At 70.0% G+C, this 23,931-nt stretch carries 31 protein-coding genes; 1 reads left to right on the top strand and 30 read right to left on the bottom strand.

Features of this window, described 5'->3' with window-relative positions:
• Window positions 1-72: 72 nt before the first annotated feature.
• The 16 genes from ABIE44_RS04455 to ABIE44_RS04380 all read right to left on the bottom strand — a co-directional run bounded on the left by ABIE44_RS04455 (window position 73) and on the right by ABIE44_RS04380 (window position 12,975).
• Window positions 73-516, bottom strand: coding sequence for a DUF6941 family protein (locus tag ABIE44_RS04455; RefSeq protein ID WP_209721563.1), 444 nt, complete (start codon window positions 514-516; stop codon window positions 73-75).
• Between the two features lie 32 nt (window positions 517-548).
• A complete protein-coding gene (locus tag ABIE44_RS04450; protein WP_209721566.1) occupies window positions 549-812 on the bottom strand; it encodes a hypothetical protein in 264 nt (87 codons plus the stop codon).
• A gap of 4 nt (window positions 813-816) precedes the next feature.
• Entirely contained in the window at window positions 817-2,898 is a 2,082-nt protein-coding gene (gene flhA, locus ABIE44_RS04445) for a flagellar biosynthesis protein FlhA (RefSeq protein WP_209721569.1), read from the bottom strand.
• A 74-nt stretch (window positions 2,899-2,972) separates the two neighbouring features.
• Window positions 2,973-4,157: an EscU/YscU/HrcU family type III secretion system export apparatus switch protein gene (locus tag ABIE44_RS04440; RefSeq protein WP_209721572.1), complete on the bottom strand. Its 1,185-nt coding sequence runs from the start codon at window positions 4,155-4,157 to the stop codon at window positions 2,973-2,975.
• Between the two features lie 4 nt (window positions 4,158-4,161).
• Complete coding sequence (locus ABIE44_RS04435; protein ID WP_209721575.1) at window positions 4,162-4,926, bottom strand: flagellar biosynthetic protein FliR; 765 nt, start codon at window positions 4,924-4,926, stop codon at window positions 4,162-4,164.
• A gap of 6 nt (window positions 4,927-4,932) precedes the next feature.
• Entirely contained in the window at window positions 4,933-5,202 is a 270-nt protein-coding gene (gene fliQ / locus ABIE44_RS04430; protein ID WP_209721578.1) for a flagellar biosynthesis protein FliQ, read from the bottom strand.
• On the bottom strand, window positions 5,199-6,068 hold the full coding sequence (gene fliP / locus ABIE44_RS04425; protein WP_354437847.1) for a flagellar type III secretion system pore protein FliP: 870 nt from the start codon (window positions 6,066-6,068) through the stop codon (window positions 5,199-5,201). The genes fliQ and fliP overlap by 4 nt, the downstream gene beginning before the upstream one ends.
• Window positions 6,065-6,556, bottom strand: a complete 492-nt coding sequence (locus ABIE44_RS04420; RefSeq protein WP_209721581.1) for a FliO/MopB family protein — start codon at window positions 6,554-6,556, stop codon at window positions 6,065-6,067. The genes fliP and ABIE44_RS04420 overlap by 4 nt, the downstream gene beginning before the upstream one ends.
• Before the next feature lie 7 nt (window positions 6,557-6,563).
• Window positions 6,564-7,418 carry a flagellar motor switch protein FliN gene (gene fliN / locus ABIE44_RS04415; RefSeq protein ID WP_209721583.1) on the bottom strand — a complete coding sequence of 285 codons (855 nt, stop codon included), beginning with the start codon at window positions 7,416-7,418 and terminating at the stop codon, window positions 6,564-6,566.
• Window positions 7,415-8,383: a flagellar motor switch protein FliM gene (locus ABIE44_RS04410; protein ID WP_354437846.1), complete on the bottom strand. Its 969-nt coding sequence runs from the start codon at window positions 8,381-8,383 to the stop codon at window positions 7,415-7,417. The genes fliN and ABIE44_RS04410 overlap by 4 nt, the downstream gene beginning before the upstream one ends.
• 103 nt (window positions 8,384-8,486) lie before the next feature.
• Window positions 8,487-8,930 carry a flagellar basal body-associated FliL family protein gene (locus tag ABIE44_RS04405; RefSeq protein ID WP_209721586.1) on the bottom strand — a complete coding sequence of 148 codons (444 nt, stop codon included), beginning with the start codon at window positions 8,928-8,930 and terminating at the stop codon, window positions 8,487-8,489.
• The gene (locus ABIE44_RS04400) at window positions 8,927-9,835 is read right to left on the bottom strand and encodes a flagellar motor protein MotB (RefSeq protein ID WP_209721589.1); all 909 of its coding nucleotides are present in this window, start codon (window positions 9,833-9,835) and stop codon (window positions 8,927-8,929) included. The genes ABIE44_RS04405 and ABIE44_RS04400 overlap by 4 nt, the downstream gene beginning before the upstream one ends.
• A 6-nt stretch (window positions 9,836-9,841) precedes the next feature.
• A complete protein-coding gene (locus tag ABIE44_RS04395) occupies window positions 9,842-10,612 on the bottom strand; it encodes a motility protein A (protein WP_209721592.1) in 771 nt (256 codons plus the stop codon).
• Window positions 10,612-10,926 (bottom strand): flagellar FlbD family protein, encoded by a 315-nt coding sequence (locus ABIE44_RS04390; RefSeq protein ID WP_209721595.1) that lies wholly within the window; start codon window positions 10,924-10,926, stop codon window positions 10,612-10,614. Before ABIE44_RS04390 ends, ABIE44_RS04395 begins: the two co-directional genes overlap by 1 nt.
• A gap of 133 nt (window positions 10,927-11,059) precedes the next feature.
• Window positions 11,060-11,599 carry a GNAT family N-acetyltransferase gene (locus ABIE44_RS04385; protein WP_209721599.1) on the bottom strand — a complete coding sequence of 180 codons (540 nt, stop codon included), beginning with the start codon at window positions 11,597-11,599 and terminating at the stop codon, window positions 11,060-11,062.
• Between the two features lie 83 nt (window positions 11,600-11,682).
• Entirely contained in the window at window positions 11,683-12,975 is a 1,293-nt protein-coding gene (locus ABIE44_RS04380) for a cytochrome P450 (protein ID WP_354437845.1), read from the bottom strand.
• A gap of 61 nt (window positions 12,976-13,036) precedes the next feature.
• Between ABIE44_RS04380 and smpB the strand changes: the two genes are divergently transcribed.
• Window positions 13,037-13,513 carry an SsrA-binding protein SmpB gene (smpB, locus tag ABIE44_RS04375; protein ID WP_209721605.1) on the top strand — a complete coding sequence of 159 codons (477 nt, stop codon included), beginning with the start codon at window positions 13,037-13,039 and terminating at the stop codon, window positions 13,511-13,513.
• Window positions 13,514-13,518: 5 nt separating this feature from the next.
• On the opposite strand, the gene ABIE44_RS04370 is transcribed toward smpB, so the two are convergent.
• The 14 genes from ABIE44_RS04370 to ABIE44_RS04305 all read right to left on the bottom strand — a co-directional run bounded on the left by ABIE44_RS04370 (window position 13,519) and on the right by ABIE44_RS04305 (window position 23,656).
• Window positions 13,519-13,653 carry a hypothetical protein gene (locus ABIE44_RS04370; RefSeq protein ID WP_354437844.1) on the bottom strand — a complete coding sequence of 45 codons (135 nt, stop codon included), beginning with the start codon at window positions 13,651-13,653 and terminating at the stop codon, window positions 13,519-13,521.
• A gap of 95 nt (window positions 13,654-13,748) precedes the next feature.
• Window positions 13,749-14,603, bottom strand: a complete 855-nt coding sequence (locus ABIE44_RS04365) for a flagellar hook-basal body complex protein (RefSeq protein WP_209721608.1) — start codon at window positions 14,601-14,603, stop codon at window positions 13,749-13,751.
• A gap of 45 nt (window positions 14,604-14,648) precedes the next feature.
• Window positions 14,649-15,083 (bottom strand): flagellar hook capping FlgD N-terminal domain-containing protein, encoded by a 435-nt coding sequence (locus ABIE44_RS04360; RefSeq protein ID WP_209721611.1) that lies wholly within the window; start codon window positions 15,081-15,083, stop codon window positions 14,649-14,651.
• A gap of 9 nt (window positions 15,084-15,092) precedes the next feature.
• Complete coding sequence (locus ABIE44_RS04355) at window positions 15,093-16,451, bottom strand: flagellar hook-length control protein FliK (protein ID WP_209721614.1); 1,359 nt, start codon at window positions 16,449-16,451, stop codon at window positions 15,093-15,095.
• The gene (locus ABIE44_RS04350) at window positions 16,448-17,413 is read right to left on the bottom strand and encodes a transglycosylase SLT domain-containing protein (protein ID WP_354437843.1); all 966 of its coding nucleotides are present in this window, start codon (window positions 17,411-17,413) and stop codon (window positions 16,448-16,450) included. The genes ABIE44_RS04355 and ABIE44_RS04350 overlap by 4 nt, the downstream gene beginning before the upstream one ends.
• A complete protein-coding gene (locus tag ABIE44_RS04345) occupies window positions 17,410-17,862 on the bottom strand; it encodes a flagellar FliJ family protein (protein ID WP_209721617.1) in 453 nt (150 codons plus the stop codon). The genes ABIE44_RS04350 and ABIE44_RS04345 overlap by 4 nt, the downstream gene beginning before the upstream one ends.
• Window positions 17,862-18,596: a hypothetical protein gene (locus ABIE44_RS04340; RefSeq protein ID WP_354437842.1), complete on the bottom strand. Its 735-nt coding sequence runs from the start codon at window positions 18,594-18,596 to the stop codon at window positions 17,862-17,864. Before ABIE44_RS04340 ends, ABIE44_RS04345 begins: the two co-directional genes overlap by 1 nt.
• Window positions 18,577-19,176, bottom strand: a complete 600-nt coding sequence (locus tag ABIE44_RS04335) for a hypothetical protein (RefSeq protein WP_354437841.1) — start codon at window positions 19,174-19,176, stop codon at window positions 18,577-18,579. The genes ABIE44_RS04340 and ABIE44_RS04335 overlap by 20 nt, the downstream gene beginning before the upstream one ends.
• Window positions 19,173-19,832: a FliH/SctL family protein gene (locus tag ABIE44_RS04330; protein ID WP_209721623.1), complete on the bottom strand. Its 660-nt coding sequence runs from the start codon at window positions 19,830-19,832 to the stop codon at window positions 19,173-19,175. The genes ABIE44_RS04335 and ABIE44_RS04330 overlap by 4 nt, the downstream gene beginning before the upstream one ends.
• Entirely contained in the window at window positions 19,816-20,832 is a 1,017-nt protein-coding gene (fliG, locus tag ABIE44_RS04325; protein WP_209721626.1) for a flagellar motor switch protein FliG, read from the bottom strand. Before fliG ends, ABIE44_RS04330 begins: the two co-directional genes overlap by 17 nt.
• 76 nt (window positions 20,833-20,908) lie before the next feature.
• Window positions 20,909-22,504 carry a flagellar basal-body MS-ring/collar protein FliF gene (fliF, locus tag ABIE44_RS04320; RefSeq protein WP_209721628.1) on the bottom strand — a complete coding sequence of 532 codons (1,596 nt, stop codon included), beginning with the start codon at window positions 22,502-22,504 and terminating at the stop codon, window positions 20,909-20,911.
• Window positions 22,504-22,815 carry a flagellar hook-basal body complex protein FliE gene (fliE, locus tag ABIE44_RS04315; protein WP_209721631.1) on the bottom strand — a complete coding sequence of 104 codons (312 nt, stop codon included), beginning with the start codon at window positions 22,813-22,815 and terminating at the stop codon, window positions 22,504-22,506. The genes fliF and fliE overlap by 1 nt, the downstream gene beginning before the upstream one ends.
• A gap of 81 nt (window positions 22,816-22,896) precedes the next feature.
• Window positions 22,897-23,271: a flagellar basal body rod protein FlgC gene (locus ABIE44_RS04310; RefSeq protein ID WP_354437840.1), complete on the bottom strand. Its 375-nt coding sequence runs from the start codon at window positions 23,269-23,271 to the stop codon at window positions 22,897-22,899.
• 16 nt (window positions 23,272-23,287) lie between these two features.
• Window positions 23,288-23,656, bottom strand: a complete 369-nt coding sequence (locus tag ABIE44_RS04305; RefSeq protein ID WP_209721637.1) for a flagellar basal body rod protein FlgB — start codon at window positions 23,654-23,656, stop codon at window positions 23,288-23,290.
• Between the last annotated feature and the right edge of the window lie 275 nt (window positions 23,657-23,931).

Raw genomic sequence — 23,931 nt, 5'->3', positions numbered from 1 at the left:
GCTGGTGGTCGCGATGGTGCTGACCGGCGCCGCGACGATCATCTCGGTGGTGCTGGGGGAGTAGGTGGGGGACTACCCCGACGCCTCGACCGCGAAGCTCAACCGCCGCGCCTCCACGCCATCGAGGGTGAACACGAGCACGTAGCGGCCCACCGTCATCAGCGGGATGCCGGCGAAGTTGAAGACGAACGGGACGTTCTGGGACTCTCCGGCGGCGAGCTGGGGCGGGCGGCCGAGGTTGAACTCCATCTGTCCGCCGATGACGTTCTCACCGGGCTTCTCCTCGCCGAGCAGCGGCGGGTTCTGGCCGTCCTCGGTGACCATCTGGAACGCGAGGGTGTGCTCGGCATTGGTGGCTGCCCACGGGACGCTGACCAGACCGGCGGCGCTCAGGTTCACGACGTACGGGGCGGGGCTCCCGGCGGGGAAGACCATCCGGTCGATGTTCGCCCCGCTGATGAACAGCTTCTCGCCCGACACCTGCGCGTGGTCGCACAGCATCACGTCCAGTTCCATGCCTCGACCCTAGGGCTCGCGGCCAACAGGATTCAGGCGGCCTCGGCGGGATCCGCGTCCGGGACCGGGCCGTCCGCCGCGGCCTCGGGAGCCGTGTCCCCGGGCTTGACCGCACCCGGCGCGGGAAAGGCGAGCTCGGCGACGAGGCTGATCAGCAGCCAGGAGACCGGGAACGCGATCAGCAGGCGGGTCAGGCCGACGTCCATCGGCATGGTGCCGTCGACGAACGTGGACCAGAGGGCGGGGGAGGCAACGACCGTTGCGGCACCCAGGACCCAGCCGGAGAGTGGACTCATGCTGTCACCTCATCTCTGCGAGCTCGACGACCGAGCGGTTCACGACGCCCACGGAACGGACCTGGTCCGCACCGACGAGCTCGGAGTAGGAGAGCACCGGGAGCTGGTGCAGGGACGGACGCACGAGCCGGCGTACGGCGGCGCGGAGCTGGGGTGAGCAGACCAGCACCGGGCGCAGGTTGCGGTTCTCGGCCTCGGTGGTGATCGAGGAGAGCTGCATCAGCACGGACTGGCCGAGCTCGGGGCTCAACGCGATGACGAGGCCCTGCTCGGTGGGTCGGCTGTCTTCGAGCATCTGCTGCTCGAGCTGCGGCTCCAGGCTGATCACGTGCACCGTGCGGTCGCTCTGTGCGTCGCTGACGGCGTACGGCGCGACGATGGCCGGGCCGAGTGCCTGCCGCGCCGACTCCACCAGCTGGTCGAGGTCCTTGGTCGCTGCCGCCTTGAGCGACAGCGCCTCGTAGATGCGGACCAGGTCGCGCACCGAGACGCCCTCGTCGAGCAGGGTCTGCAGCACGCGCTGCACCTCACCGAGCGTGAGCTGGGCGGGAGTCAGCTCGTCGACGACGACCGGGTGGCTGCGCTTGACGACGTCGGTGAGCAGCTTGACGTCCTCGCGGCCGAGCAGCCGGGCCGCGTGGGTGGTGACGACCTCGGCGAGGTGCGTCGTGATCACCGAGGCGCGGTCGACCACGGTCGCGCCGGAGAGCTCCGCCTGGTTGCGCAGCTCCAGCGGGATCCACTTGGCGTCCAGGCCGAAGACGGGCTCGCGGGTGGGCTCGCCGGGCAGGTTGCCCAGGCCCCCGCTACCTTCTGGCAGGCCGATCGCCAGCACCGTGCCCGACGGGGACTCGCCGCGCGCGACCTCGATGCCGAACAGCTTGATCGCGTAGGTGCGCATCGGCAGGTCCATGTTGTCCCGGGTGCGGACCGGCGGCACCACGATGCCGATGTCCGAGGCGACCTTCCGGCGCAGTGCCTTGACCCGCTCCAGCAGGTCCCCGCCGGCGCTCGGGTCGACGAGGTCGATGATGTCGGCGGACAGCTCGAGCCCGAGCGGATCCACCTGGATCTCCGAGGCGAGCACCTCCGGTGAGTCCGGCGACGGCAGCGCCGCGAGTGCCTCTGCCTCCGGTGACGTCCCGGGATCCGCGGCGTCGTCGGGCACCCGCGAGCTGGCCAGCAGCATCACGCCTCCCGCGATGATGAACGGGATCTTCGGCAGACCCGGGATCAGGCACAGCGACAGCGCTGCGAAACCGGCGACCCGCAGCGGCGTACGACGCGCGGTCAGCTGCTCGAGGATGTCCGATCCCATGTCGGCGTCGCCCACCGAGCGGGTGACGATGAGACCGGTGGCGACCGAGAGCAGCAGCGCCGGGATCTGGGAGACCAGGCCGTCGCCGATGGAGAGCAGGCTGTAGGTGGTGATCGCGTCGCCGAGGGGCATCCCCTTCTGGCCGACGCCGACGCCGAAGCCGCCGATCAGGTTCACCAGGGTGATCACGATCGCGGCGATCGCGTCGCCCTTCACGAACTTCGAGGCACCGTCCATCGCCCCGTAGAAGTCGGCCTCGGCGTGCACCTCGAGGCGACGGCGGCGCGCCTGCTCCTCGTCGATGAGGCCGGAGTTGAGGTCGGCGTCGATGGCCATCTGCTTGCCGGGCATCGCATCGAGCGTGAACCGGGCGCCGACCTCGGCGACGCGGCCGGCACCGTTGGTGATGACCACGAACTGGATGACCAGCAGGATGGAGAAGACGATCAGGCCGACGATCAGCGAGCCGCCGACCACGAAGTGCCCGAACGTGTCGATGACCTTGCCGGCGTACCCGTCGAGCAGGACGAGCCGCGTGGCGCTGACGTTGAGGGCCAGCCGGAACAGGGTCATCACCAGGATGACGGCCGGGAACGCGGCGAAGTCCAGCGGTTTGGAGATGAACATCGCGGTCAGCAGGATGAGCAGTGCTCCGGTGATGTTCAGCGCGATCAGCAGGTCGAGGACGATCGCCGGGAGCGGGACGACCAGCATGACGACGATGAAGACGATGCCGACGGGGACACCGAGCTGCATCAGACGCTTCATGGACTTCACTCCGCACAGAACCGGGAGCACCGTCCGTGGTGCGCAAGGGGGACGTCGTCCTGACGTCTGAGTCCCTATCGGCCGAGAGCGAGCTTGGCTGAGTGCTTCTTGGGACCGGTCTGGGAACCCGGCACGTGTCGCCGGCGCCGCCCGGCGTCCGGTACGACGGGCAGGTCGCCCTCGGGGCGCGGCGAGCGGTGCTGCCCGCCCCGTTGGCCGCGGCTGCGGCGGCTGATCACGAACGCGAGCACCTGGGCGACCGCGGCGAAGAGCTCGGCAGGGATCTCCTGGCCGACCTTGGTCGAGCGGTAGAGGGCACGGGCGAGGGGGACGTCGCGCACCAGCGGTACCGACTCCTCGGTCGCCAGCTCGCGGATCTTGGCGGCGATGGCGCCGGCACCGCGCGCGACCACCCGCGGAGCCCCCTTCTGGGCGTCGTACCGCAGCGCGACGGCGACGTGCGTCGGGTTGACCAGCACCACGTCCGCGGTGGCCACGTCGGCCATCATCCGGTTGCGGGCCGCCGCGAGCTGGCGCGACCGGATGGCGCTCTTGATCATCGGGTCACCCTCGGTCTGCTTGTGCTCCTGCTTGATCTCCTCCTTCGACATCCGGGTCTGCTTCCCGGTACGCCGTCGGGCGATCGCGTAGTCGGCGCCGGCCATGCCCAGGCCGACCAGACCGATGTTGCGGATCATGCCGAGCGCCTTGCCGGAGACCGTGTCGATGACGACCGGGATCGGCACCAGGCCGCCGATCAGGGGCATCATCGCCTTGATCCCGAAGTAGACGAGCAGGGAGACGAAGGCGCTCTTCAGCAGCATCTTCGCGCCCTCCCACAGGGCCTGGGGGCCGAAGATCCGCTTGGCGCCCTTGATCGGGTCGAGCTTGGACCACTTCGGCTTCAGGCTCTTGGTGGCCAGGTAGAAACCGCCCTGGGCCACGGTGGCGGTGACGCTGATCAGCATGATGCCGCTGCCGAGGACCACGAGGCTGAGGAACACGTGCTTCGCGGCGTCACCGAGCAGGTTGAGCGCGAGTGCCGTGGTCGCCTCGTCACCGACGGTGAGGCTGGTGGTCATGATCGTGCGGATCTTGCCGAGCTCGTGACCGAGCAGCATCGGGAACGCCATCGCGACGACGAGCAGGGACGACCAGCCACCGAGCTCCTGGGTGCGCGCGACCTGGCCCTCCTTGCGGTTCTCCTTGCGCCGCTTGGGTGTGGCCTTCTCGGTCTTCTCGCCGGCACTGCCGCTCACGCGATCACCCCGCTCCGGCGATCGCTGCCATGGCCTCGTTCGCGAGGTCCACGAGGCGCTCGGTGGCCAGCGGCAGCACCGGGAAGGACAGGCCGAGGAGGAGCAGCGTCAGGGCGATCTTGGCCGGGAACATCACGTTGATCGCGTTGAGCTGCGGTGCGACCTTGGTCAGCAGCGCCAGGCCCAGGTCGGCGATGAACAGCACGGCGATCATCGGCAGCGCGATCTGCACGGCCGTGGTGAAGAACATGCCCATGGCCGTCACCAGGATGTCGGTGGGTTCGTCGACGTCCGGGTTCGTGCCGACCGGCAGGAAGTGAAAGGTGCGCAGGAGCCCGCCGATGATCAGCAGGTGCGCGCCGGTGGCGAAGAGCAGCATGGTGGCGAGCATCTGGTGGAACTTGCCGAAGACGGTGTTCATCGTCAGTCCGAGCGGGTCGAAACCCTGGGCCAGGGCGAAGCCGCCGAACATGTCGATCAGGCTGCCCGCGGTCGCGATCGCCTGGAAGAGCAGGTAGGTCACAAAACCCATTCCGGCTCCGATGAGCACCTGGGTGACGATGTTGACCGCCAGCGCCCAGAAGCTCACCGGGATGTCGCCGGACATCCCCGGGGTCACGGCGAAGGCGAGCCCGAGGGACAGCACGACCTTGGCCATCGCCGGGACGGCGCGCGAGGAGAACGGCGGCACGATCGCCAGCCAGGCCACGATCCGGACCGAGGCCAGCAGGTAGGCGATCAGCGGCTCCCCGGCGATGGTGATGGTCATGCGAGGTCAGCTCAGCAACCCGGGGAGCTTCTCGAACAGGTCGTTGGTGAAGTCCACCAACGTGTGCAGCATCCAGTTGCCGCAGACCAGCAGTGCGACCCCGACGCCGATCAGCTTCGGGACGAAGGAGAGCGTGAACTCCTGGATCTGGGTCATCGACTGGAACAGCGAGACCGTGAAACCGATCACCAGCGAGGTGACCAGGATCGGGGCGGACAGCTTCAGCGCGACCAGCATGGTCTGGAGCGCGAGCGAGATGATGGCCGTGTCGGTCATTCGTTGTAGCTCGCTACCAGAGACTTGATCACGAGGCCCCAGCCGTCGACGAGGACGAACAGCAGGAGCTTGAACGGGAGCGAGACCATCACCGGCGGCATCATCATCATGCCGAGCGCCATCAGGGCCCCGCTGACGACGATGTCGATCACCAGGAACGGGATGAAGACGATGAACCCGATGATGAACGCCTGCTTGAGCTCGCTGAGCACGAACGCCGGCACCAGGGTCGCCATCGAGACGTCGTCGCGGTCCTTGGGCAGGTCCCGCTTCGCGACGTTCGTGAGCAGCTCGAGCTCGTCGTCGTCGGTGTGGTCGAGCATGAACGACTTCAGCGGCTTCACGCCGTCGGCGTACGCCTGCGAGGACGTCTTGTCGCCCTTGAGGTAGGGCTGGACGCCCTCGTCGTTGATGTCGCCGAGGACCGGTCCCATGATGAACAGGCTCAGGAACAGGGCCAGGCCGGCGAGGACCTGGTTCGGCGGCGTCTGCTGGAGGCCGAGCGCGTTGCGGGTCAGGCCGAGGACCACCAGGATCTTGGTGAACGACGTGCAGGTCAGCAGGATCGCCGGCAGCAGCGAGAGCAGCGTCATCGCGATGATCACGGTGACCGACGTGCTCGGCTTCTTGGTCAGACCGTCGAGGTCGACAGTGACCGAGGTGCCGTCGACCTCGGTGCTCGGTCCGGTCGGTCCGGTCGGTCCGACGGGGTCGGGCATCGGAGCGAGTGTCGAGACGGTGCTGCTGGTCGCCGTGGTTGCTGCCGTGGTTGCCGCCGAGGCCGTGCCGGCGCCGAGGACGAGCAGCCCGGCCACGGCGACCGCCGCGACCAGGAGCCGTCCGAGGAGCTGGCCGGCGGAGCTCACGAGGCTCGCCGTGCCGCGTTGAACGCCTGCTTCCAGGTCTGCGCGGAGAGGATCGATCCGGCGAGCGCACCCCCGTTGGTCGAGCTCGCCGAGACCTTTGCCGCCTTCGCGGCCGGAGCAGCCCGGTGCGAGCCCGGTGCGCGCACCGGCGCCGGAGCGGTGATCGCCTGCAGGGCGACGGGGACCTGGAGATCGTCCTCGACGACGGTGAGCCCGTCGAGCTCGATGACCTCAGCACCCTCGATCTCGTCAGGGTCGAGCTCGGCGAGCACGCTGATCTGCTGCTCGGTGGTGCCGAGCACCAGGACGCGCGTGCCGACGGTGACCACGGCGACCGCGGACGTGCGGCTCAGCGGCTGCCGGTGCACGACGTGCACCAGGGCCTCGGAGCCACCCCGGAACTTGCGCGCGCCCACGCGCGCCAGCACGAGGAGGAGTCCGACGACGATCGCCAGGGAGACGACCAGCCGGATGGTGAGCTCCAGCATGACGTCCTCAGCCGGCCGAGCTGTCGTCGATGATCTCGGTGACCCGCAGGCCGAAGTCCTCGTCGACCACGACGACCTCGCCGCGGGCGATCAGCCGACCGTTGACGAGCAGGTCGGCGGGACTGCCGGCCGCACGGTCCAGCTCGAGCACGGCGCCCGGGGTCATCGCGAGCAGGTCGCGCACGGTCATCCGGGTGCGACCCAGCTCGACGGTCACCTCCATGTCGACGCCGTGCAGCATCTCGATGCCGCGGCGGGGAAGCGGCGTGACGACCGCGTCGGTGCCCCCGGTCATCGAGCTTGCCGAGATGTCCGGGGTCTCGGCAAGCTCGACCACCGAAGGCCGCTCGACCACCGAAGGCTGCTCGACGACCGGAGTCACGGGTGCGGGGGCTTCGACAGGCGCAACCAACGGACCGCCGCCCTCGAGCAGGTGGTCCTGGATGAGCACCGACGCAGCGATCCCGGCACCGATGAGCGGGACGACGGTGAAGTCGTCGCCCAGGTCGGAGATGACCAGGTCGAGCTCGACGGTGCGCGCCGCCTTCGCGGCCCCGCCGAGCACCGCAGCCGCGGCGTCCAGCGCGGGCTGGGTCGCGGCAGCGAGGTCGAGGCCCTCGATCGGGCTGGACGCGAGCGCCCCGGTGAGCTCGTCCCCGACGAGAACGGCGATCCGTCCCGAGAGACCACCGTCGAGCTCGGCGATCGCGGCACCGGAGAAGGCGGCGGTGACGTGCTCGTTGCCCGGCTGCGCCCCGGCGGCGACAAGCGGGTCGACCGAGGGCAGCACGGCGGCGGCCGCGCTGGCGGCGGCCAGGGCGAGGTCGGCGCCGACGGGGTTGGACGTGGGGGACGTGGTCATCGGATCTCCTTACGGGTGCCGACGATCAGGGCAGCGAGCCGCTGTCCCTGGGCGCCGGCGGTGGCGTGCGCGAAGGTGGTGTCGTCGACCGTGACGTCGAGCGGCGCTGAAGCGGGGTGGGCCAGCCGGACGACGTCGCCGGGCTGGAGCTCGGCCAGGGCGTCGGGGGCGAGCCGGGTCGAGCGGAACCGCACGGCCACATCCATCGGCACCTGGGCGAACTGGGCCTGGAGCAGCTCGGCGGCCTGGGCCCGCTTGGCGCGCTCGCGGTCCGAGGCCGGAGCCGGCGCGGCTGCGGTGGCCAGGTGGGGGAGCAGGCCGCTGAACGGAAGGCAGACCGTCATCTTGTGCGCGGTCTCGTCGACGCGGAGGTCGAAGGTCGCGACCACCATGACGTCCGCGGCGCCGGCGACCTGGGCGAACTGGGGGCTGTACTCGATCCCGGTGACGGTCGGCTCCAGCGGGACGATGCCCGCCAGCGAGTAGCGCATCTCCGAGAGCAGCCGCTCGATCAAGCCGCCGATGACGCCGCCCTCGATCTCGGTCAGCGGCCGCTGCGGCTGGTCGGCGTTGCCGGGCCCGCCGAGCATGTGGTCGACGCACGCCATCGTGGCCGGCAGCGGAATTTCCAGCACGCCCAACCCCGGCATCGGGTCGGCGGCGAAGAGGGTCAGGTACGTCGAGGCGTCCAGCGAGTCGACGTACTCGGCGTAGCTGCGCTGCTCGATCGAGGAGAGGGCCACCCCGCACACGGTGCGCAGCGAGGAGGTGAACACCGTGGTCGCCTGGCGCGCGAAGCCGTCGTACCCGAGCTGCAGGATGCGGGAGTGCTCACGGGAGAGCTGGATCGGGCGCCGGAAGTCGTAGGCGACCGGTTCAGCGCCCGAACGACGGCGCGTGCGGGCGCCCGCAGACCCGGATCGGGGTGCGGACAGCTGCCCGGGGGCGGACGCAAGGAAGCTCACGCCAGCACGTATCGGCCCCGGGGAGGTTCATATGAGTGGTTTTTCCGGTCGTCGAGCTTGCCGAGACGTCTGGGACCGTGTCGGCAAGCTCGACGACCGGGTCCTACTGGGTGACGAACTCGGTGAAGTACACCCCCATCACCTCGTCGTGGTACAGGTGCTCGAGCTCCTCCTCCAGGTGCTCCTTGAGCTCGGCGCGCTTCTTCGGGTTGTTCACCTCGGCCATCGGCTGGCCGGAGAACAGCGCGATGGTCGCGTCCAAGGCCTGGGACCCGTCGGCCTCGTGCGCCTTGGTGGTCAGCTGCAGCGCGATCCCGATCCGCAGGTAGTGGTTGGCGGCCAGGTTGATCTGGATCGGCTCGAGCTTCACGACCTCGCCGGGCTGGGGCGGACCCTCCTTCTTCGGCATCATGAACTGGTAGTAGCCACCACCGCCGATCGCGAGCACCGCGACGAGGATGATGATCAGCTTCTTCTTGCTCTTCTTCTCGACCGGAGCGGCCTCGGTGGTGCCCGTGGCGGTCGGCGGCATGGCGGTGACGGTCATGGGTGCGGCCCTCCTTGGGCGGTGCTCTTGCTCTTCTGGTCGGCGATGACGTCCTTGATGAGCTCACGGGTCTCGCTGGGCAGGCTGGACAGGACGACGATGTCCACCCGCTTGTTCAGCGCCTGGGAGCCAGGCTTGCCGGGGTCGATCAGCGGCTTGGTGTGACCGAACGCCGAGGCGGTCAACCGGGCGGTCGGTACGCCGTCGACCTCGTTGAGGCGCCGCAGCACCGTGACGGCGCGGGCCGAGGACAGCTCCCAGTCGGTCGGGTAGTACTTCGGCTTCACCTTGACCTGGTTGGTGTGGCCGTCGATCTGGAGGGGGTCGGGGATGTCGCGCAGCACCGGCGCGATCGTGTCGACCAGCAGCCGGCCGCGCTCCGAGAGGGTGGCCAGGTTGGCGTCGAAGACGACGTGCTTGGAGACCAGGCTGAGCACCAAGCCACGGTTGTCGATCGCGGCCTGCACGTCGTCCTCGAGGTGGTGCTTCTCCAACGCCGTCTGCAGGCGGGCGAGCAGCTCGTTGAGCCGCTTGACCTCCTCCTGGGCGTCGTCGTACTTGCGCTGGTGCTCGGCGTCCTCGTGGTCGGCGATGGCCTTGGACTCCGCCGAGGTCTTCACCTGCTTCACGTCGACGGCGAACTTGTTCGGAGCGATCGGCTGGGCGACCGTCTGTCCCGGTTGGTTGAGGATCGAGCTCGAGCCGTCCTGGATCGAGGTCGACTGGCCGAAACCGGCCGCGAGGCCGTCACGCAGGGCGTTGAACTTCTTCTGGTCGACCTGGCTCATCGCGAACATGACGATGAACAGCACCATGAGCAGGGTGACCATGTCGGCGTAGGTGACCAGCCACCGCTCGTGGTTCTCGTGCTCCTCGTGCTCCTCGTGACGCTTGCGCCTGCTCATGACCGATCACGCAGCCTCGGCGTCGGGCTGCTGGCCGGCAGGCAGCAGGGAGCGCAGCTTCTGCGCGATGATCCGCGGGTTCGAGCCGGCCTGGATGGCGGCGATGCCTTCGATGGCCAGCTCCATGCGCGCGCACTCGAGCTCGCCGAGGCGCTTCAGCCGGCTGGCCAGGGGCAGGAAGATGACGTTGGCGGAGGTGACGCCCCACAGGGTCGCGACGAAGGCGCCGGCGATCAGGTGCCCGAGCTCCTCGGGAGCGGCGAGGTTCTCCAGCACGTGCACCAGACCCATGACGGTGCCGATGATGCCCACGGTCGGGGCGTAGGCGCCGGCGTCCGCGAAGAACTTGGCGCGCTGCTTGTCCTCCTTCTTCTTGGCGAAGACCTCCGCCTCGAGGATGTCGCGGACCTCCTCGGGGTCGGTGCCGTCGATCGCCATCGTGACGCCCTTGACCAGGAACGGGTCGTCGATGGTGGTCAGCGACTCCTCGAGCGAGAGCAGGCCCTCGCGACGGGCGCGCTCGGCCAGGCCGACGACCTCGGGGATCATGTCGCCCGGCGGCTCCACCTTGCCGGTGAACGCCGTCTTCAGCGAGCTGACGATGTTCTTGGCGTCCATCATCGTGCCGCCGGCGATGCTGATCAGGATCGTCGTGCCGAACACGAGCATCAGGGGCGGGCCGAGGAGCAGACTCATCGGGTTGCCGCCCTCGAGCACGTTGGCTGCCACGACGACGACGAAGCCTCCGCCGATGCCGATCGCGGGTGCGGGATCCATCAGGCTTCACCGTGCCCGAGAGAGGTGCCGACGGAGGGCAGCTGCGAGACGGCGGCGAGCGGCCGCTCGTGCTCGACCGGCTTGCCGTAGGAGATCGGGTCGGGGATCGGGACGTCAGCGAGGTGCGCGCTGACCGCGATCACCTCGGCCCGGTACGTGCGGACCTCGTCGATGATCTGGTCGAGCGTCTCGGCGACGACGTACTTCTTGCCGTCCACCAGCGTCACCACGGAGTCCGGGGTCGCGTCGATGCGCTCGATCAGGTCGGCGTTCAGGACGAACACCGACCCCGAGAGTCGCGTAAGCGTGATCATGGCGCACCTTCCTTGTGCGATCTCCAGGGCCGTCCTTGGCCCTTCGCACCTGGTGATCGGCCCCGCGGGGGAGCACCTGAGGTACTCGGGGGTCCCGATTGTCCGAAGGTCCCGAAACCGACAGGGGCCGGACTCAGCAGGCCGGGTCGAGCACCAGGCGGTACTCGGCCGCCCCGGACTCGCTGCCGACGCGGCCGAGCCGGCCGGGGACCCGTCGCATCAGGCTGGTGGCGCCGAGGTTGCCGTGCGCGACGTACGCCGAGAACTGCAGCACCTCCAGGGCGTACGCGCGGAGCACCAGCGCGGCGGTGAGCGCACTTCCGACGCCGCGCCAGTGCCACGCGTCGACCACCTCGACCGCGATCTCCGCGACCTCGGGGTGGACACCGTAGCCGCGGATGAACCGGGCGACGCCGATCGGGTGGACGCCGCGCTCGTCGAACGCGATCACCGCTTCGTGGGTGCAGTGGTCCACCGAGAGGAGCTGGCGCAGGTCGGCCGAGGTCAGGTGGGTCTTGGGGGCCAGGAAGCGTTGGTAGCGCGAGGTCGGGCTGAGGTGCTCGAAGATCTCGCGGACCGCCAGAGCGTCCGTGGGCTCGAGCGGACGCAGGGTGATGCGGGCTCCGTCGGGCAGGGTGTGTGCGACCAGATCGCCGTTGATCTCCTCGTTCATGTCGGTGCGGCTTTCTCCGGGGGAGGCAGGGGCGCCTCCTCTTCCGGTGTACGGCACGCAGGGCTGGAACGGCGCCTCTTTATTCAGCCCTCACGCGGGGACAGTGACGCAGGTAACGTCTCGAAGCCCCGCAGGATCCGCGTCGTACGCCGCTCCGCTCCCGGCAGCACCCGGAGGTCGGGGTAGCGGTCGTAGAGCACCTTCAGCCCCACCTCGCCCTCCATCCGGGCGAGCGAGGCGCCGAGGCAGTAGTGCCGTCCGGCGGAGAACGCCATGTGCTCGCCGGCGTTGGCCCGGGACACGTCGAACGTGTTCGGGTCGGTGAAGACCTCGGGGTCGCGGTTGGCGCCGGCGAGCAGGGTCGAGACGACGGCGCCCTCCGGGACGCGCATGCCTGCCACGGTGGTGTCGCGCACGGCCATCCGGCCGGTGAGCAGGACGGGCGGGTCGATACGGAGCACCTCGTCGACCGCGTTCGGCCAGAGGTCCGGCTCGGAGCAGAGCCGGTCGAGCTGGTCGGGGTGCTTGTCGAAGAGGACGATGGCGTTGCCCAGCAGGTTGACCGTCGTCTCGAAACCGGCAGCCAGGACGAGCCCGGCGGTGGCCTTGAGCTCGGCGTCGTTGAGCCCGACGCCGTCCTCCTCGGCTGCCACCAGCTTGCTCATCAGGTTGTCTCCGGGGTTCGCGCGCAGGTGCTCCAGGTGCGCGGCCAGCCAGTCGGCGAAGTCGGTCAGCGCAGCCTCGACGTCGCGGAACGACTGCCAGGACAGACCGAGGTCGAGGCTGGGAGCCGCGGCGGTGCCGAAGGTGAGCACCCGCTCCTGGTCCTCCGGCTCGACGCCCAGGATCTCGGTGATCACGGTGAGCGGCAGCCGGGCGCAGTAGGCCTCGACCAGGTCGACCGGCGAGCTCGGGTCCAGCTGGTCGAGCAGGTCGTTCGCGATCTGCTCGGTGCGGCCGCGGAGCTGCTCGACGGCACGGACCGTGAAGACCCGGGTGACGAGCTTGCGGTAGCGGGTGTGGTCCGGCGGCTCGGTGACCAGCAGGGACGGCGGGGTCAGCGGGCCGAGCATGTCCACGTCGGCCCACGCGCGGATCTTCTCGAACGGACCACCGGCGCGGACGATGCCGGTGCGGAAGTCCGGGCTGGTGAGGATCTCCTTCACCGTCGACTGGGACGCGGTGGTGAACGAGAACGAGCCCTGGTGGATCGGCCCGGACGCGCGGGCCGCGTCGAACAGGTCGACGAGGTCGGCGGTCTCCCGGACGCCGGACTCCACGATGAGGCGACCCGGCAGGTCGCCCTTCCTGGCGGCGTACGACATGACGGTGCGGGGGAGTGCGTGGTCCAGAGCCCAGCGAACACGTTGCTTCACGGATCCATCCTGCCCCGTGGGTCCAGCGGTTCGCGTCCTACTGAGGGATGATCCTCCGGTGATGAAGTTCTCGACCGACGGCGTGGTCGCGCGCAACCGCAAGGCTGCCCACGACTTCGACCTCGGCGAGTCCTGGGAGGCAGGCATCGTGCTGCAGGGCAGCGAGGTGAAGGCGCTGCGTCAGGGACGCGCGTCGCTCTCGGGCGGATTCGTGGACGTCGAGGGCCACGAGGTGTGGCTGCACAACGTGCACATCCCGCAGTACGCGCAGGCGCACTGGGTCGAGGCGGGGTCACGTCGGCGCCGCAAGCTGCTGCTGCACCGCGCCGAGATCGACAAGATCGAGCGGAAGGTCAACGAGAGCGGCCTGACAGTCGTACCCGTTGCGCTCTACTTCAAGGACGGCCGAGCCAAGGTCGAGATCGCACTGGCCCGCGGCAAGAAGACCTGGGACAAGCGGCAGGCGCTGGCCAAGCGCGAGGCAGCCCGGGAGACCGAGCGAGCGGTCAGCCGGAGGATGAAGGGCCGGAAAGACTAGAGCGGTCAGCGGACCCGGATCAGGCCGGTGTCGCTCCCGGGGCCGTTCGCGGTGCCCTTGCCCGTGGCCGTCCAGGCGATCAGCACGCCGGCGACCACGACGGCCGCTGCCGCCACCGCGATACCGATTCGTCGTCGCACGTGGCGCTGACGTGCGCACGGCGTGCCGCCTTACGCAGCACGACGGCCCGTCCCCACCAGGGGACGGGCCGTCGCCTTCTCGGGGTGGGAGTAGATCAGCGCTTGATGTTGACCAGGTCCTCGAGGACCTGGTCGGAGGTGGTGATGACGCGCGAGCTCGCCTGGAAGCCGCGCTGGGCCAGGATCAGGTTGGTGAACTCGGCGGCGAGGTCGACGTTCGACATCTCCAGCGAGCCGCCGACCAGGGTGCCGCGACGGCCGGCGCCGGCGACGTCGAGCTGGACGGCGCCCGAGTTGGCCGACTCCCGGTAGGAGGTCTCGCCGACCTTCTCCAGGCCCATCGGGTTGTTGAAGTCGGCGATCGCGATCTGCGCCATGTCGCGCTGGATGCCGTCGTCGAAGATGCCGCGCAGCTTGCCGTCGCTGCCGATGTTGTACGACGTCAGCTCGACACCCACCGGCACAGCCGGGGTCAGTGCCGAGGTGTCCAGGGTGACGTCGATCAGGCCACCGGTCGGCAGGCCGGCGGCGTCGAGCGCGTAGCCCTGCACCCGGTTGCCGGTCGGGCCGACGAGCGTTCCGGTGTTGTCGAAGGTGAACGCCCCGGCGCGGGTGTAGAGCTGCTCGTTGCCCTTCTTCACGACGAAGAAGCCGTCGCCCTGGATCATCAGGTCGGTCGGACGACCGGTGGTCTGGGTCGAGCCCTGGGTGAAGTTGGCGTTGGTCGCGGCGAGCTGCACGCCGAGGCCGACCTGGATCGGGTTGGTGCCGCCGCGGTTCGGGTTGGCGGCAGCGGCGCCGGTGAGCATCTGGCTCAGGGTGTCCTGGAAGACCACCGAGCTGGACTTGAAGCCGGTGGTGTTGGCGTTGGCGATGTTGTTGCCGGTGACGTCGAGCATGGTCTGGTTGACGCGGAGGCCGGAGATGCCGGCGAAGAGTGAACGAAGCATGGTGATTCCCCTCCCAGGGCTTGTGGTGCTGCGGACGAGCTGAGGTCAGGCCGAGGTGGCCGCGGTGCTGTTCTTGACGGAGACGACGTCGGCGATCGGGACTTCCTTGCCGTCGATGTCGAGCACGGGGCCCTTGACCCCGAAGGTGACGCCGGAGACCGAGCCGGTCTGGTTGTTGCCGTCGGCATCGGTCCACGTGACCTGCTTGCCGATCAGCCCGCTGGCGCCGAACGCCATCTGTGCGGAGAACAGGGCGGCCGTCTGGTCGGCGACGTCCTGCATCTTCTCCAGGGCGGTGAACTGCGCCGACTGCGCCAGGAACTGGCTGGAGTCGGTCGGGTTCATCGGGTCCTGGTAGCGCATCTGCGCGACCAGGAGCTGCAGGAACATCTCCTTGTCAGCGGTGCCGGTCTTGGTCGTCGACGTTCCCGCCGTCCCGAACATGCCCGACGTCACTGCTTCTGTCGCAGGGATCGACACTGTGTCTCCTCACATGGTCAGGTCGACGCCCGCGACGCGGGTGCCGATGACCGGCTCGATCGACCGCGGGGTGATCCCCGTTGCGGTCGTTCCTGAGGTCCGGGTGGACCTCGAGGTCTGGTCGGAGCCGTCCTTGGCCGTGTGCTGGTCGGCACGCGTCCCTGCGTGCTGATCGGGGGACCGGTCACCGCCGAGCGCGGGGTCGCCCGCGTTCAGGGTGCTGGTCGGAGTGCTGGTCGTGCTGGTGCTGTTCGCGAGGCCGGCCGGGAGGTCGTGTACGACGACCCGGGCCTCGCTCGCGCCGGCGTGCTCGAGGAGCCGCGCCAGCTCGGGGGAGCCGTCGAGCAGGGAGGCCTTCGCCTCGTGGCCCGCTGCGAGGCGGACGTGCACGTTCCCGTCGCGCATCGTCATGATCACGCGGACCTCGCCCAGCTGCTCGGGGTTCAGGGTCAGCGCGATCCGGTGGGTGCCGTTGCCGCGGCTGACCAGCTGGGTGACCTCCGGGAAGACCTGTGCGGCCACCTGGTCGAGCTGGGTCGTGCCCGCGACCGGAGCCGGCGTCGCGGCAGCGGCCACGGGTGCTGGGGACGCGATCGCGGGGGTCGCCTGCAGAGCGGAGTGGTGCTGGGCTGCGCTCGGTGCAGCAGTCTGGAGCGCGGTGGCGGGCACAGGGGCCGTCGGCGTACCGGCATCGGCGGGGACAGAAGCCGGTTCCGTCGTCGGAGGAGTCGTACCCGCCACCGCGGAATCGTGGGCTGCCCCGCGCGCGGGTGCGTGCGGTGCAGCGATGGGCCTATCGGCGGCGGAGTGCGCAGCCTGAGGAAGTTCGGGTGTTGAGCCTGCCGAGACGTGCTCGGTGGCGGAGCTCGCGGCGGTGGTCGACCTCGCGTTGGTCGACCCCGCCCCGGTGGTCGAGCCCTCTCCGGTGGTCGAGCCGTCTCCGGTGGTCGAGCTTGTCGAGACCCGGTGAGCCACCGGTACCGCGACGCTCACCACGAACGGCACCTGGGCGATGACGGCCGCCAGCGCGGGGTCGATCGGGAGGTCCCCCGTTGGTTGAGGGAGCTGGAGGCCAGCCTCCTCAACCAACGGAGGGGTTCCGTCGGTCGGGGTGGGCCCGTCGACGGAGTTGCCGTCTGGCGGGGTGGGCCCGTCGACGGAGTTCTGGGTGGGGTGGGGACGGGTCGGGAGATCGGGTGCGGACGTCTCGGCAAGCTCGACGACCGGAGGCTGCTCGACGACCGGTGCCGCCTGCGACATCGCAGCCTGGATGACGGCCAGGAAGTCTCCCGGGAGCGCAGCAGTGTCCCCGGCGCCCGCGGCGGGAGCGACCGCCGGCACCGCGGTGGCGAGCGGAGTGATGCTCATGAGGCCGCCTTCATCATCGACAGCACGTTGCGGACGTAGCGCTGGGTCTCCGGGTACGGCGGGATGCCGTCGTACTTGATCACCGCACCGGGCCCGGCGTTGTACGCCGCGAGCGCCAGGCTGGTGCTGCCGAACCGGTTGGTCAGGTCCCGAAGCATCCGAGCCGCGCCGTCAACGGCCTGGTTGGGGTCGAACGAGTCGGTCACGCCGAGGCCCTTCGCGGTGCCGGGCATCAGCTGCATCAGGCCCTGGGCTCCAGCCGGGCTGACTGCCTTCGGGTTGTACCCCGACTCCTGCTTCGCGACCGCGGAGAGCAGCGCCGCCGGGACGCCGTACTTCTCCGATGCGGCCGTGAACAGGTTCGCGTACGGCGTGCTCGCAGAAACCCTGGCGCCGCCTGCGGCGCCGACCGCTCCGACGCCGTCCGCGGGGACGATCCGGCGGATGTAGTCCGGGGTCGAAGGGACGTCCACGATCCGCACGTTCAGGCCGGTGCGCGGCGCCTCGATCATCTTGCCGTCGCCGATGTAGATCGCGATGTGGTCCGCGCCGTTGTTGCGGCTGGAGTTGTCCCAGGCGATCAGGTCCCCGGGCTGGGCCTCGGCCATGCTGGCGACCTTGGTGCCCGCCTTGGCCTGGTCAGCGGAGAGCCGGGGAAGGTCGATGCCGAGGTTCTTGTAGACGAGCTGGACCAGGCCGGAGCAGTCCAGACCCTTGTCCGGGTCGGTGCCGCCCCAGACGTAGGGGAGGCCGAGGTACTTGCGGGCCTCCGTGACCACGGCCTTGCCGCTCGGCAGGATGTCGCCGGTCGTGCCGGTGCCGGTGGTCCCCGTGCTGTCGGTGACCCCGTCCAGGGCGGCCGCGAAGTCGGTGGCCGAGCTGCTGCTCGTGCCGGCCGGAGCGAGCATGGCCAGCTGGGACTGGATCTGCTGGATGCGTGCGGTGACGTCGGTGACGCTCACGAGGCTACACCTCCCTCGGCGTCGCGGTCGCGCAGCCAGCGCTGCACGGCGACGTCGTCGAGCTGACGGGCCTCGGCCCGGTCCATCTCGGCGCGGCGCTCGGTGGCGCGGCGGTCCAGCAGCATCTCGACCGCGGCCAACCGGGTGCGGTCGTACTGCCAGCGCGCGTAGGCGCTCTGGCTGATCACCTGGGCGGCGTCGCGGGCATCCTCGGCGGCGATCAGCGCGTCGCCGAGCATGGCGACCGTTTGCCGCAGGGCCTGGAACTCGGGTGCCGAGCCGGTGACGAAGTCGTCGGCGCGGGCGAGCTGCGCCCGCAGCTCGTCGACCTTGGTCTGCGCCGCGCGGTACTCGTCCCACGCCGTCCGGAGGCCTTGGCGGCTGTCGGACTCGCGCACGCCGCGCACCCGGGCCACGGCCATCAGGCCGGCATCAGGAATCCGTGCCATCACGCACCACCTCCGACGAGAGCAGCCAGCTGGTTCCAGCTCGTCGCGGCGGGAATCTCCTCGCCGAGCGGCTGGGTCAGGAACGCGTTGATCTGCGGGAGCAGCGCCAGCGCGGTGTCGGCGTCGACGTCCCCGCCGGGGACGTAGGCCCCGATCTCGACGAGCTCGCGGATGTTGCGGTGCGCTGCCATCAGGCGGCGCAGCGTGGTCGCGTCGGTCTGCTGCGCGGGACCGGTCACCGCTCCGGTGACCCGGGAGATCGACTCCAGGACGTCGATGCTGGGGAAGTGGCCGCTGGTCGCCAGGGCCCGGGACAGCACGACGTGACCGTCGAGGATCGAGCGTGCGGTGTCGCCGATCGGGTCCTGCAGGTCGTCGCCCTCCACGAGGACGGTGTAGAGCCCGGTGATGCTGCCGTTCGGCGAAGTGCCGGCGCGCTCGAGAAGCCGGGGGAGCAGCGCGAAGACGCTGGGCGGGTAGCCGCGAGTAGCGGGCGGCTCACCGGCCGACAGACCGACCTCGCGCTGGGCCATCGCCACCCGGGTGAGGCTGTCCATCATCAGCACGACGTGCTTGCCGGCGTCGCGGAACGACTCCGCGATCCGCGTCGCGACGAACGCCGCGCGGAGGCGCTCGACCGGAGGAGCGTCGCTGGTGGCCACGACGACCACCGAGCGCGCCAGTCCCTCCGGGCCGAGGTCGTTGTCGATGAACTCACCGTACCTCGCGACCACGCTCGCCGACCAGGGCGATCACGGAGACCTCCGCCTCGGTGCCGCGGGCGATCATCGAGAGCAGCGTCGACTTGCCGACGCCGGAGCCGGCCATGATGCCGATCCGCTGCCCGCGACCGCACGGCACCAACGTGTCCAGGGCCCGGACGCCGAGGCTGAGCTGCGTCTGGATCCGCGGGCGGCTCAATGCACCCGGGGGAGTGTTGTCGACCGGGACCCGGGGCAGCAGGTCGAGCGGAGGTCCACCGTCGATCGGGCGACCGAGGCCGTCCAGCACACGACCCCGCAGGGCGTCGCCGACGGGGACCAGCAACGGGCCACCGGTGTGGCGGACCAGGGCGCCCACCTGGAGGCCGTGGGTGTGGCCGAGCGGGAGGCAGATCAATCCCTGCGGGCCGCCCGCCGCGACCTCGGCCAGGGAGAGACCGTGCGGCCCCTCGACCTCGACGAGGTCGCCGACCGCGGCGTCGAGGCCGGTGACGAGCATGTGCAGCCCGACCAGCTCGGCCACGCGACCGAGCCGGAGCGGGGCGGCAGCACGCGCCGCGCGCAGGCGGCGGTCCAGGGTGAGCGCACTCATCGGAGCACCTCGCGGACGCGCTCGAGGGCTTGGTCGAGACGCAGGTCGAGCACGTGCTCGTCGGCCTCGACCAGGGCGTCGCCGCGCTGGAGCGACGGGTCGCCGACGACGACCGCCCCGCTGTCGCGCAGCGCCGTGGCAGCGTCGCCGGCCGCGACGAGGTCGTCGGGGTGCAGCCGGACCCGGGTGATCGGGGCGGTCGGGTCCAGGGCGAGCACGCGGCGTACGACGTCGATGCCGGGTCCCGCCAGCTCGTGCCCGACCAGCTCGCGGGTGAGCTCCCACGCCAGCTCGCTGGCCTGGTCCTCGACCCGCGCGCAGACCTCGGTGACGGCGGCCCGGAGCTGGGCGGCGGCGTCCTCGAGGGCGGCGACCGCGGCCGCGTGCTCGGCGGAGCGACGCGCTTCTGCCCGGTCGTGCGCCTCGCGGGTCAGCGCTGCCTCGTCGGCCGCGGCACTGCGTGCCGCCCGCTGACCCTCTGCCCAGCCGACGGAGTAGCCCTGCGCGCTCGCGGCCAGCCGGGTGCTCTCGGCGAGCGAGGTCAGCGTGGCCTCGGTGATCGCGTCGCCCAGGACCGCGCCGCTGCCGAGGCGCGTCCACTCGCCCGTGCGGAGCTCGGGGAGCGGGACCACGGCGGCCTCACTCGACGAATTCATCGTCGCTCCCTCGCCGGACCATGATCTCGCCGCGCTCCTCGAGCTGACGGATCGTGCGGATGATGGACTGCTGTGCTTCCTCGACCTGGGTCAGCCGGACGGCACCGAGCAGCTCGACCTCCTCGACGAGGTTCTCCGCGGCGCGGGTCGAGAGGTTGGTGGTGATCTTGTCGCGCACCGGGTCGGCGACGCCCTTGAGCGCCAGCGCGAGCTCGTTGCCCTCCACCGAGCGCAGCACCAGCTGCACCGAGCGGTCGTCGAGGTTGACGATGTCCTCGAACATGAACATCCGGCTCTTCACCTCGTCGGCGAGCGCGGCGTCCAGAGCCTCGAGGCCGTCGACGATCTGGCGCTCGGTCGAGCGGTCGGAGCGGTTGATGATGTTGACCAGCGGGTCGACACCGCCGACGCGCGACATCTCGGCCGGCTGAAGCATCGAGGAGAGCTTGCGCTCCAGGGTGCTCTCGACGGCGCGGATGATCTCCGGGGAGGTCCGGTCCATCACGGCGATCCGGTGGGCGACCTTGGCCTGCTGGTCGGGCGCGAGCCCGGAGAGCAGCAGCGATGCCTTGTCCGGGGTCATGTGCGCGAGCACGAGCGCGATCACCTGCGGGTGCTCGTCGACGATGAACGAGCGCAGCTGGGCGGGGTCCGCGCGGTGGAGGAACTGGAACGGCATCTGCACGGCCGCGGCCTTGACCCGGTCCATGATCTCGGCGGCGCGCTCGGGCCCGAGCGACTGCTCGAGCAGCTGCTGAGCGAAGGAGATGCCACCCTGGGCGATGTGCGCCCGCGCGGTCATCATGTCCTTGAACTCGCCGATGACCTGCTGGGTCTCGGCGCTGCTGATCGACTCGAGCCGCGCGATCTCGGCGGAGATGGCCTCGACCTCGCCGTCGGAGAGGTGCGCCATCACCGACGACGCGCGGTCGCGGCCCATCTGGATCAGCAGGATCGCTGCCTTGCGGACACCGAGGCCCGCCAGCGTTGCGGCACTCATCGACGTCCTCGCTTCGCTCCGGGGGCCGACGAGGCACGAGGGACGCGGCGTTGGACGATTCGTTCGCTTCGCTCACTCATGGCCGCTCCACCAGCCAACCGCGGAGCAGCGAGGCGACGTCCTCGGGCTGGCGCTCGACCAGCGCGGCGAGCTCGTCGAGCATCTCCTCGGTCTCGGACTGCTCGGTCGACTCCAGGGCGAGCATGGCCGGTGACGGCTCGACCGCAGCGGCCGCGGCACGTTCGAGCTGCTCGGCACGGAGCTGCTCGACGACGTACGAGGTGGCCTCGGCGCGGGCCTTGGCACGCTTGCGGCCCTTGAGCCAGGCGAGCAGCACGATCAGCAGCACCAGGACGACGAGTCCGCTGTTGCGGATCAGGTCCATCTGGTTGGCGCTGGCGTCGGCCTTCTTGGCGGCGGCGAGCTCCGCGGCGGCGGCCTTCTCGGCGGTCCGGTCGAAGGGGAGCGTGGAGACCTGGATGGTGTCGCCGCGGTTCGCGTCGATGCCCACGGCGCTGGCGATCAGGCCCTGGATCGTGGCGCCGCTGATGTTGCGCGCCTTGGCGGCGTCCATCACGGCGCTCACGTGCAGGTTCCGGACCGCCCCGGGGGCGTTCTCGCGGCGCTCGACCGTGGTGTCGACCGCGTTGTCGGAGGTCTTCGACGTCTTCTCGTACGCCGACCCGTCCCCGGTCCCGGTCGTCGTGGAGGAGTCCATCTGGCCGTCCGGGCCGACGACCCCGGTCACCCCGGAACCGGCACCCTGGCCGGAGTACTTCTCGGTGTTCTCGGTCTGCGAGAGCGGCACGTTGTTCTTGTCGTAGCTGTACTTCTTGGTCTCGGTGACCGACTTGTCGAAGTCCAGGTTGGCGGTGACGGTGACGGTCGAGTTGCCGGCCCCGAGGACGCGGTCGAGCATCGCCTGGATGCGGTTCTTGGTCTGGTCCTGGTAGTCCGAGATCTCCTGGGCCCGCGTGCTCGCGGCCCCGCCGGCGCCGCTCTCGTCGGTGGAGGAGAGCACCTTGCCCGAGGAGTCCGCGACGGTGACCTTGTCGGTGTCCAGGCCGTCGACGCTGGACGCGACCAGGTGCACGATCGCCTGGACCTGTTCGGCCCCGAGGGTGGCTCCCGGCTTGGTCGCGACCAGCACCGAGGCGGTGGCCGGCTCCTGCTTGTCGGCGAAGACCTGCTTCTGCGGCAGCGCCAGGTGCACCACCGCGGTCTGGACGCCGTCGATCGCCTCGACGGTGTTGGAGAGCTCGCCCTCCATCGCCCGCTTGAAGTTCGTCTGCTCCTGGGCCTGGGAGGTCGAGAGGCTCTGCTTGTCGAGCAGCGAGTAACCGCCCTCGGACCCGCTCGGCAGGCCCTCCCCGGACAGGGCGATCCGCGAGCTGTAGACCTTGTCCTTCGGCACCATCACGGTCGACCCGCCGTCGGTGAGCTCGTACGGCGTACCCTCCGCGTCCAGCTTGTCGACGACTGCCGAGGCGTCCTTGGCCGAGAGGTTCGAGAACAGCGGCGAGTAGCTCGGTGCCGACGCCCAGCGGAACACCAGGAAGCCGGCGAGCAGCAGGGCCCCGGTGCCGAGGACGGCGACGAGCTTCTGGCCGGTGGTGAAAGCCAGGAACGTGCGCTGGTACCGCGCCAACGCGCGGTTGAGGGAGTCCTTCATCAGACCTGCATCCGCATGATCTCGTTGAACGCCTCAACGGCCTTGTTGCGCACGGCGACGGTCAGCTGCGTGGTGACGCTCGCCTCGGTCGAGGCGATCGTGTAGTCGTGGATCGCGTTGAGGTCGCCGGTCGCGGCCTTCACCGACAGCTGGTCGGTCTTGTCCTGGACCTGTTCGAGGCGGTCCAGACCGTCGAGCACCAGGCTGCCGAACTCGCTGCCCGATCCGGTGACCTTGGCCGACCCGTTCGTGCTGACGGAGGCCGGCACGTACGGCGTGAAGCCGACGCTCTCGATGCCACTGACGCTCATCGACGTCCTCGCTTCGCTCCGGGCGCCGATGAGGCACGGTCGACGCTGTTCTGGTTGGTTCGCTCGCTGCGCTCGTTCACGTCATCGTCCGATCTGGAGGGCTGCGGTGTAGGTGTCCTGCGCGGTCTTGGTGGTCTGCACCGAGGCCTGGAAGCCGCGCTGCGCCATCACCAGCTGGCTCATCTGGCTGGCCAGGTCGAGGTCGGGGAGGCGGATGTTCCCGTCGGCGTCGGCCAGGGCGCTGGTCGGGTCGTTGACGACGCGACCGGTCGGGTCGGAGTAGGCGATGCCGGCGACGTCGACGCCACCGTCGGAACGCGCGCCCGCGATCACCATCTGGCCCTGGAAGGCGTTCTCGCTGGTGCGGGTCGCGGTGTTGACGTTGGCGATGTTGTTGGCCAGCGCGTCCAGCCAGGTCTGGTGCATCCCGAGCGAGGAGTTGGCAATGCGGAGCATGTCGAAGGCACCCACGTCACTGGCCCGTCGCCGCGGTCTTCACCAGGTTGAAGCGGTCGGAGACCGCCCGGGTGAGGATCTGGTACTGGAACTGGCTCTGCAGCGCGGCCATCGTCTCCTTGCGGAGGTCGACGTTGTTGCCGTTCGCGCCGACCGGGGTGTCGGTGGGGGTGGTGGTCACGCCGACCTCGACCGGGAGCCCGCTCGCGAACTCGCCACCCCCGATCGCGGCCTTGAGCTGCGTCTCGAAGTCGACGCTGGTCGCCCGGAAGTTCGGGGTGTCGACGTTGGCGATGTTGTCGGCGGTCACCTGCTGCCGCAGGGAGACACCGTCGAGCGCGGAAGCCAGGACCTGGCTGACGGCGTCGGACACGGCGAACGGCACGGGAGCCTCCGGTTGCGCGGGAGCGGTGCCAGTCCGTGGCGTGGGGTGAGCGATCCGTGCTCGGGTGACTCTTCGGTCCCTCGAGGAGGGGGTTGAGCGATTGCTACCGATTCAGGACGTTGGTCCCGTCCGGTCGTCGATCCTGCCGAGACGTGGTGGCGCTCCGGTCGTCGAGCTTGCCGAGACGTGGTGACCACAGCGGCGAACTGTCATGGGGAGTCCACAGTCCCGGTCGTCGAGCCCGCCGAGACGTGGTGACCTGGGCGCATCCTCGA

It is taken from the genome of Marmoricola sp. OAE513, from assembly GCF_040546585.1.
GTDB lineage: Bacteria > Actinomycetota > Actinomycetes > Propionibacteriales > Nocardioidaceae > Marmoricola.
The sequence above is the reverse complement of the archived record's forward strand: the minus strand, read 5'-3'. Positions and strand labels throughout refer to the sequence as shown.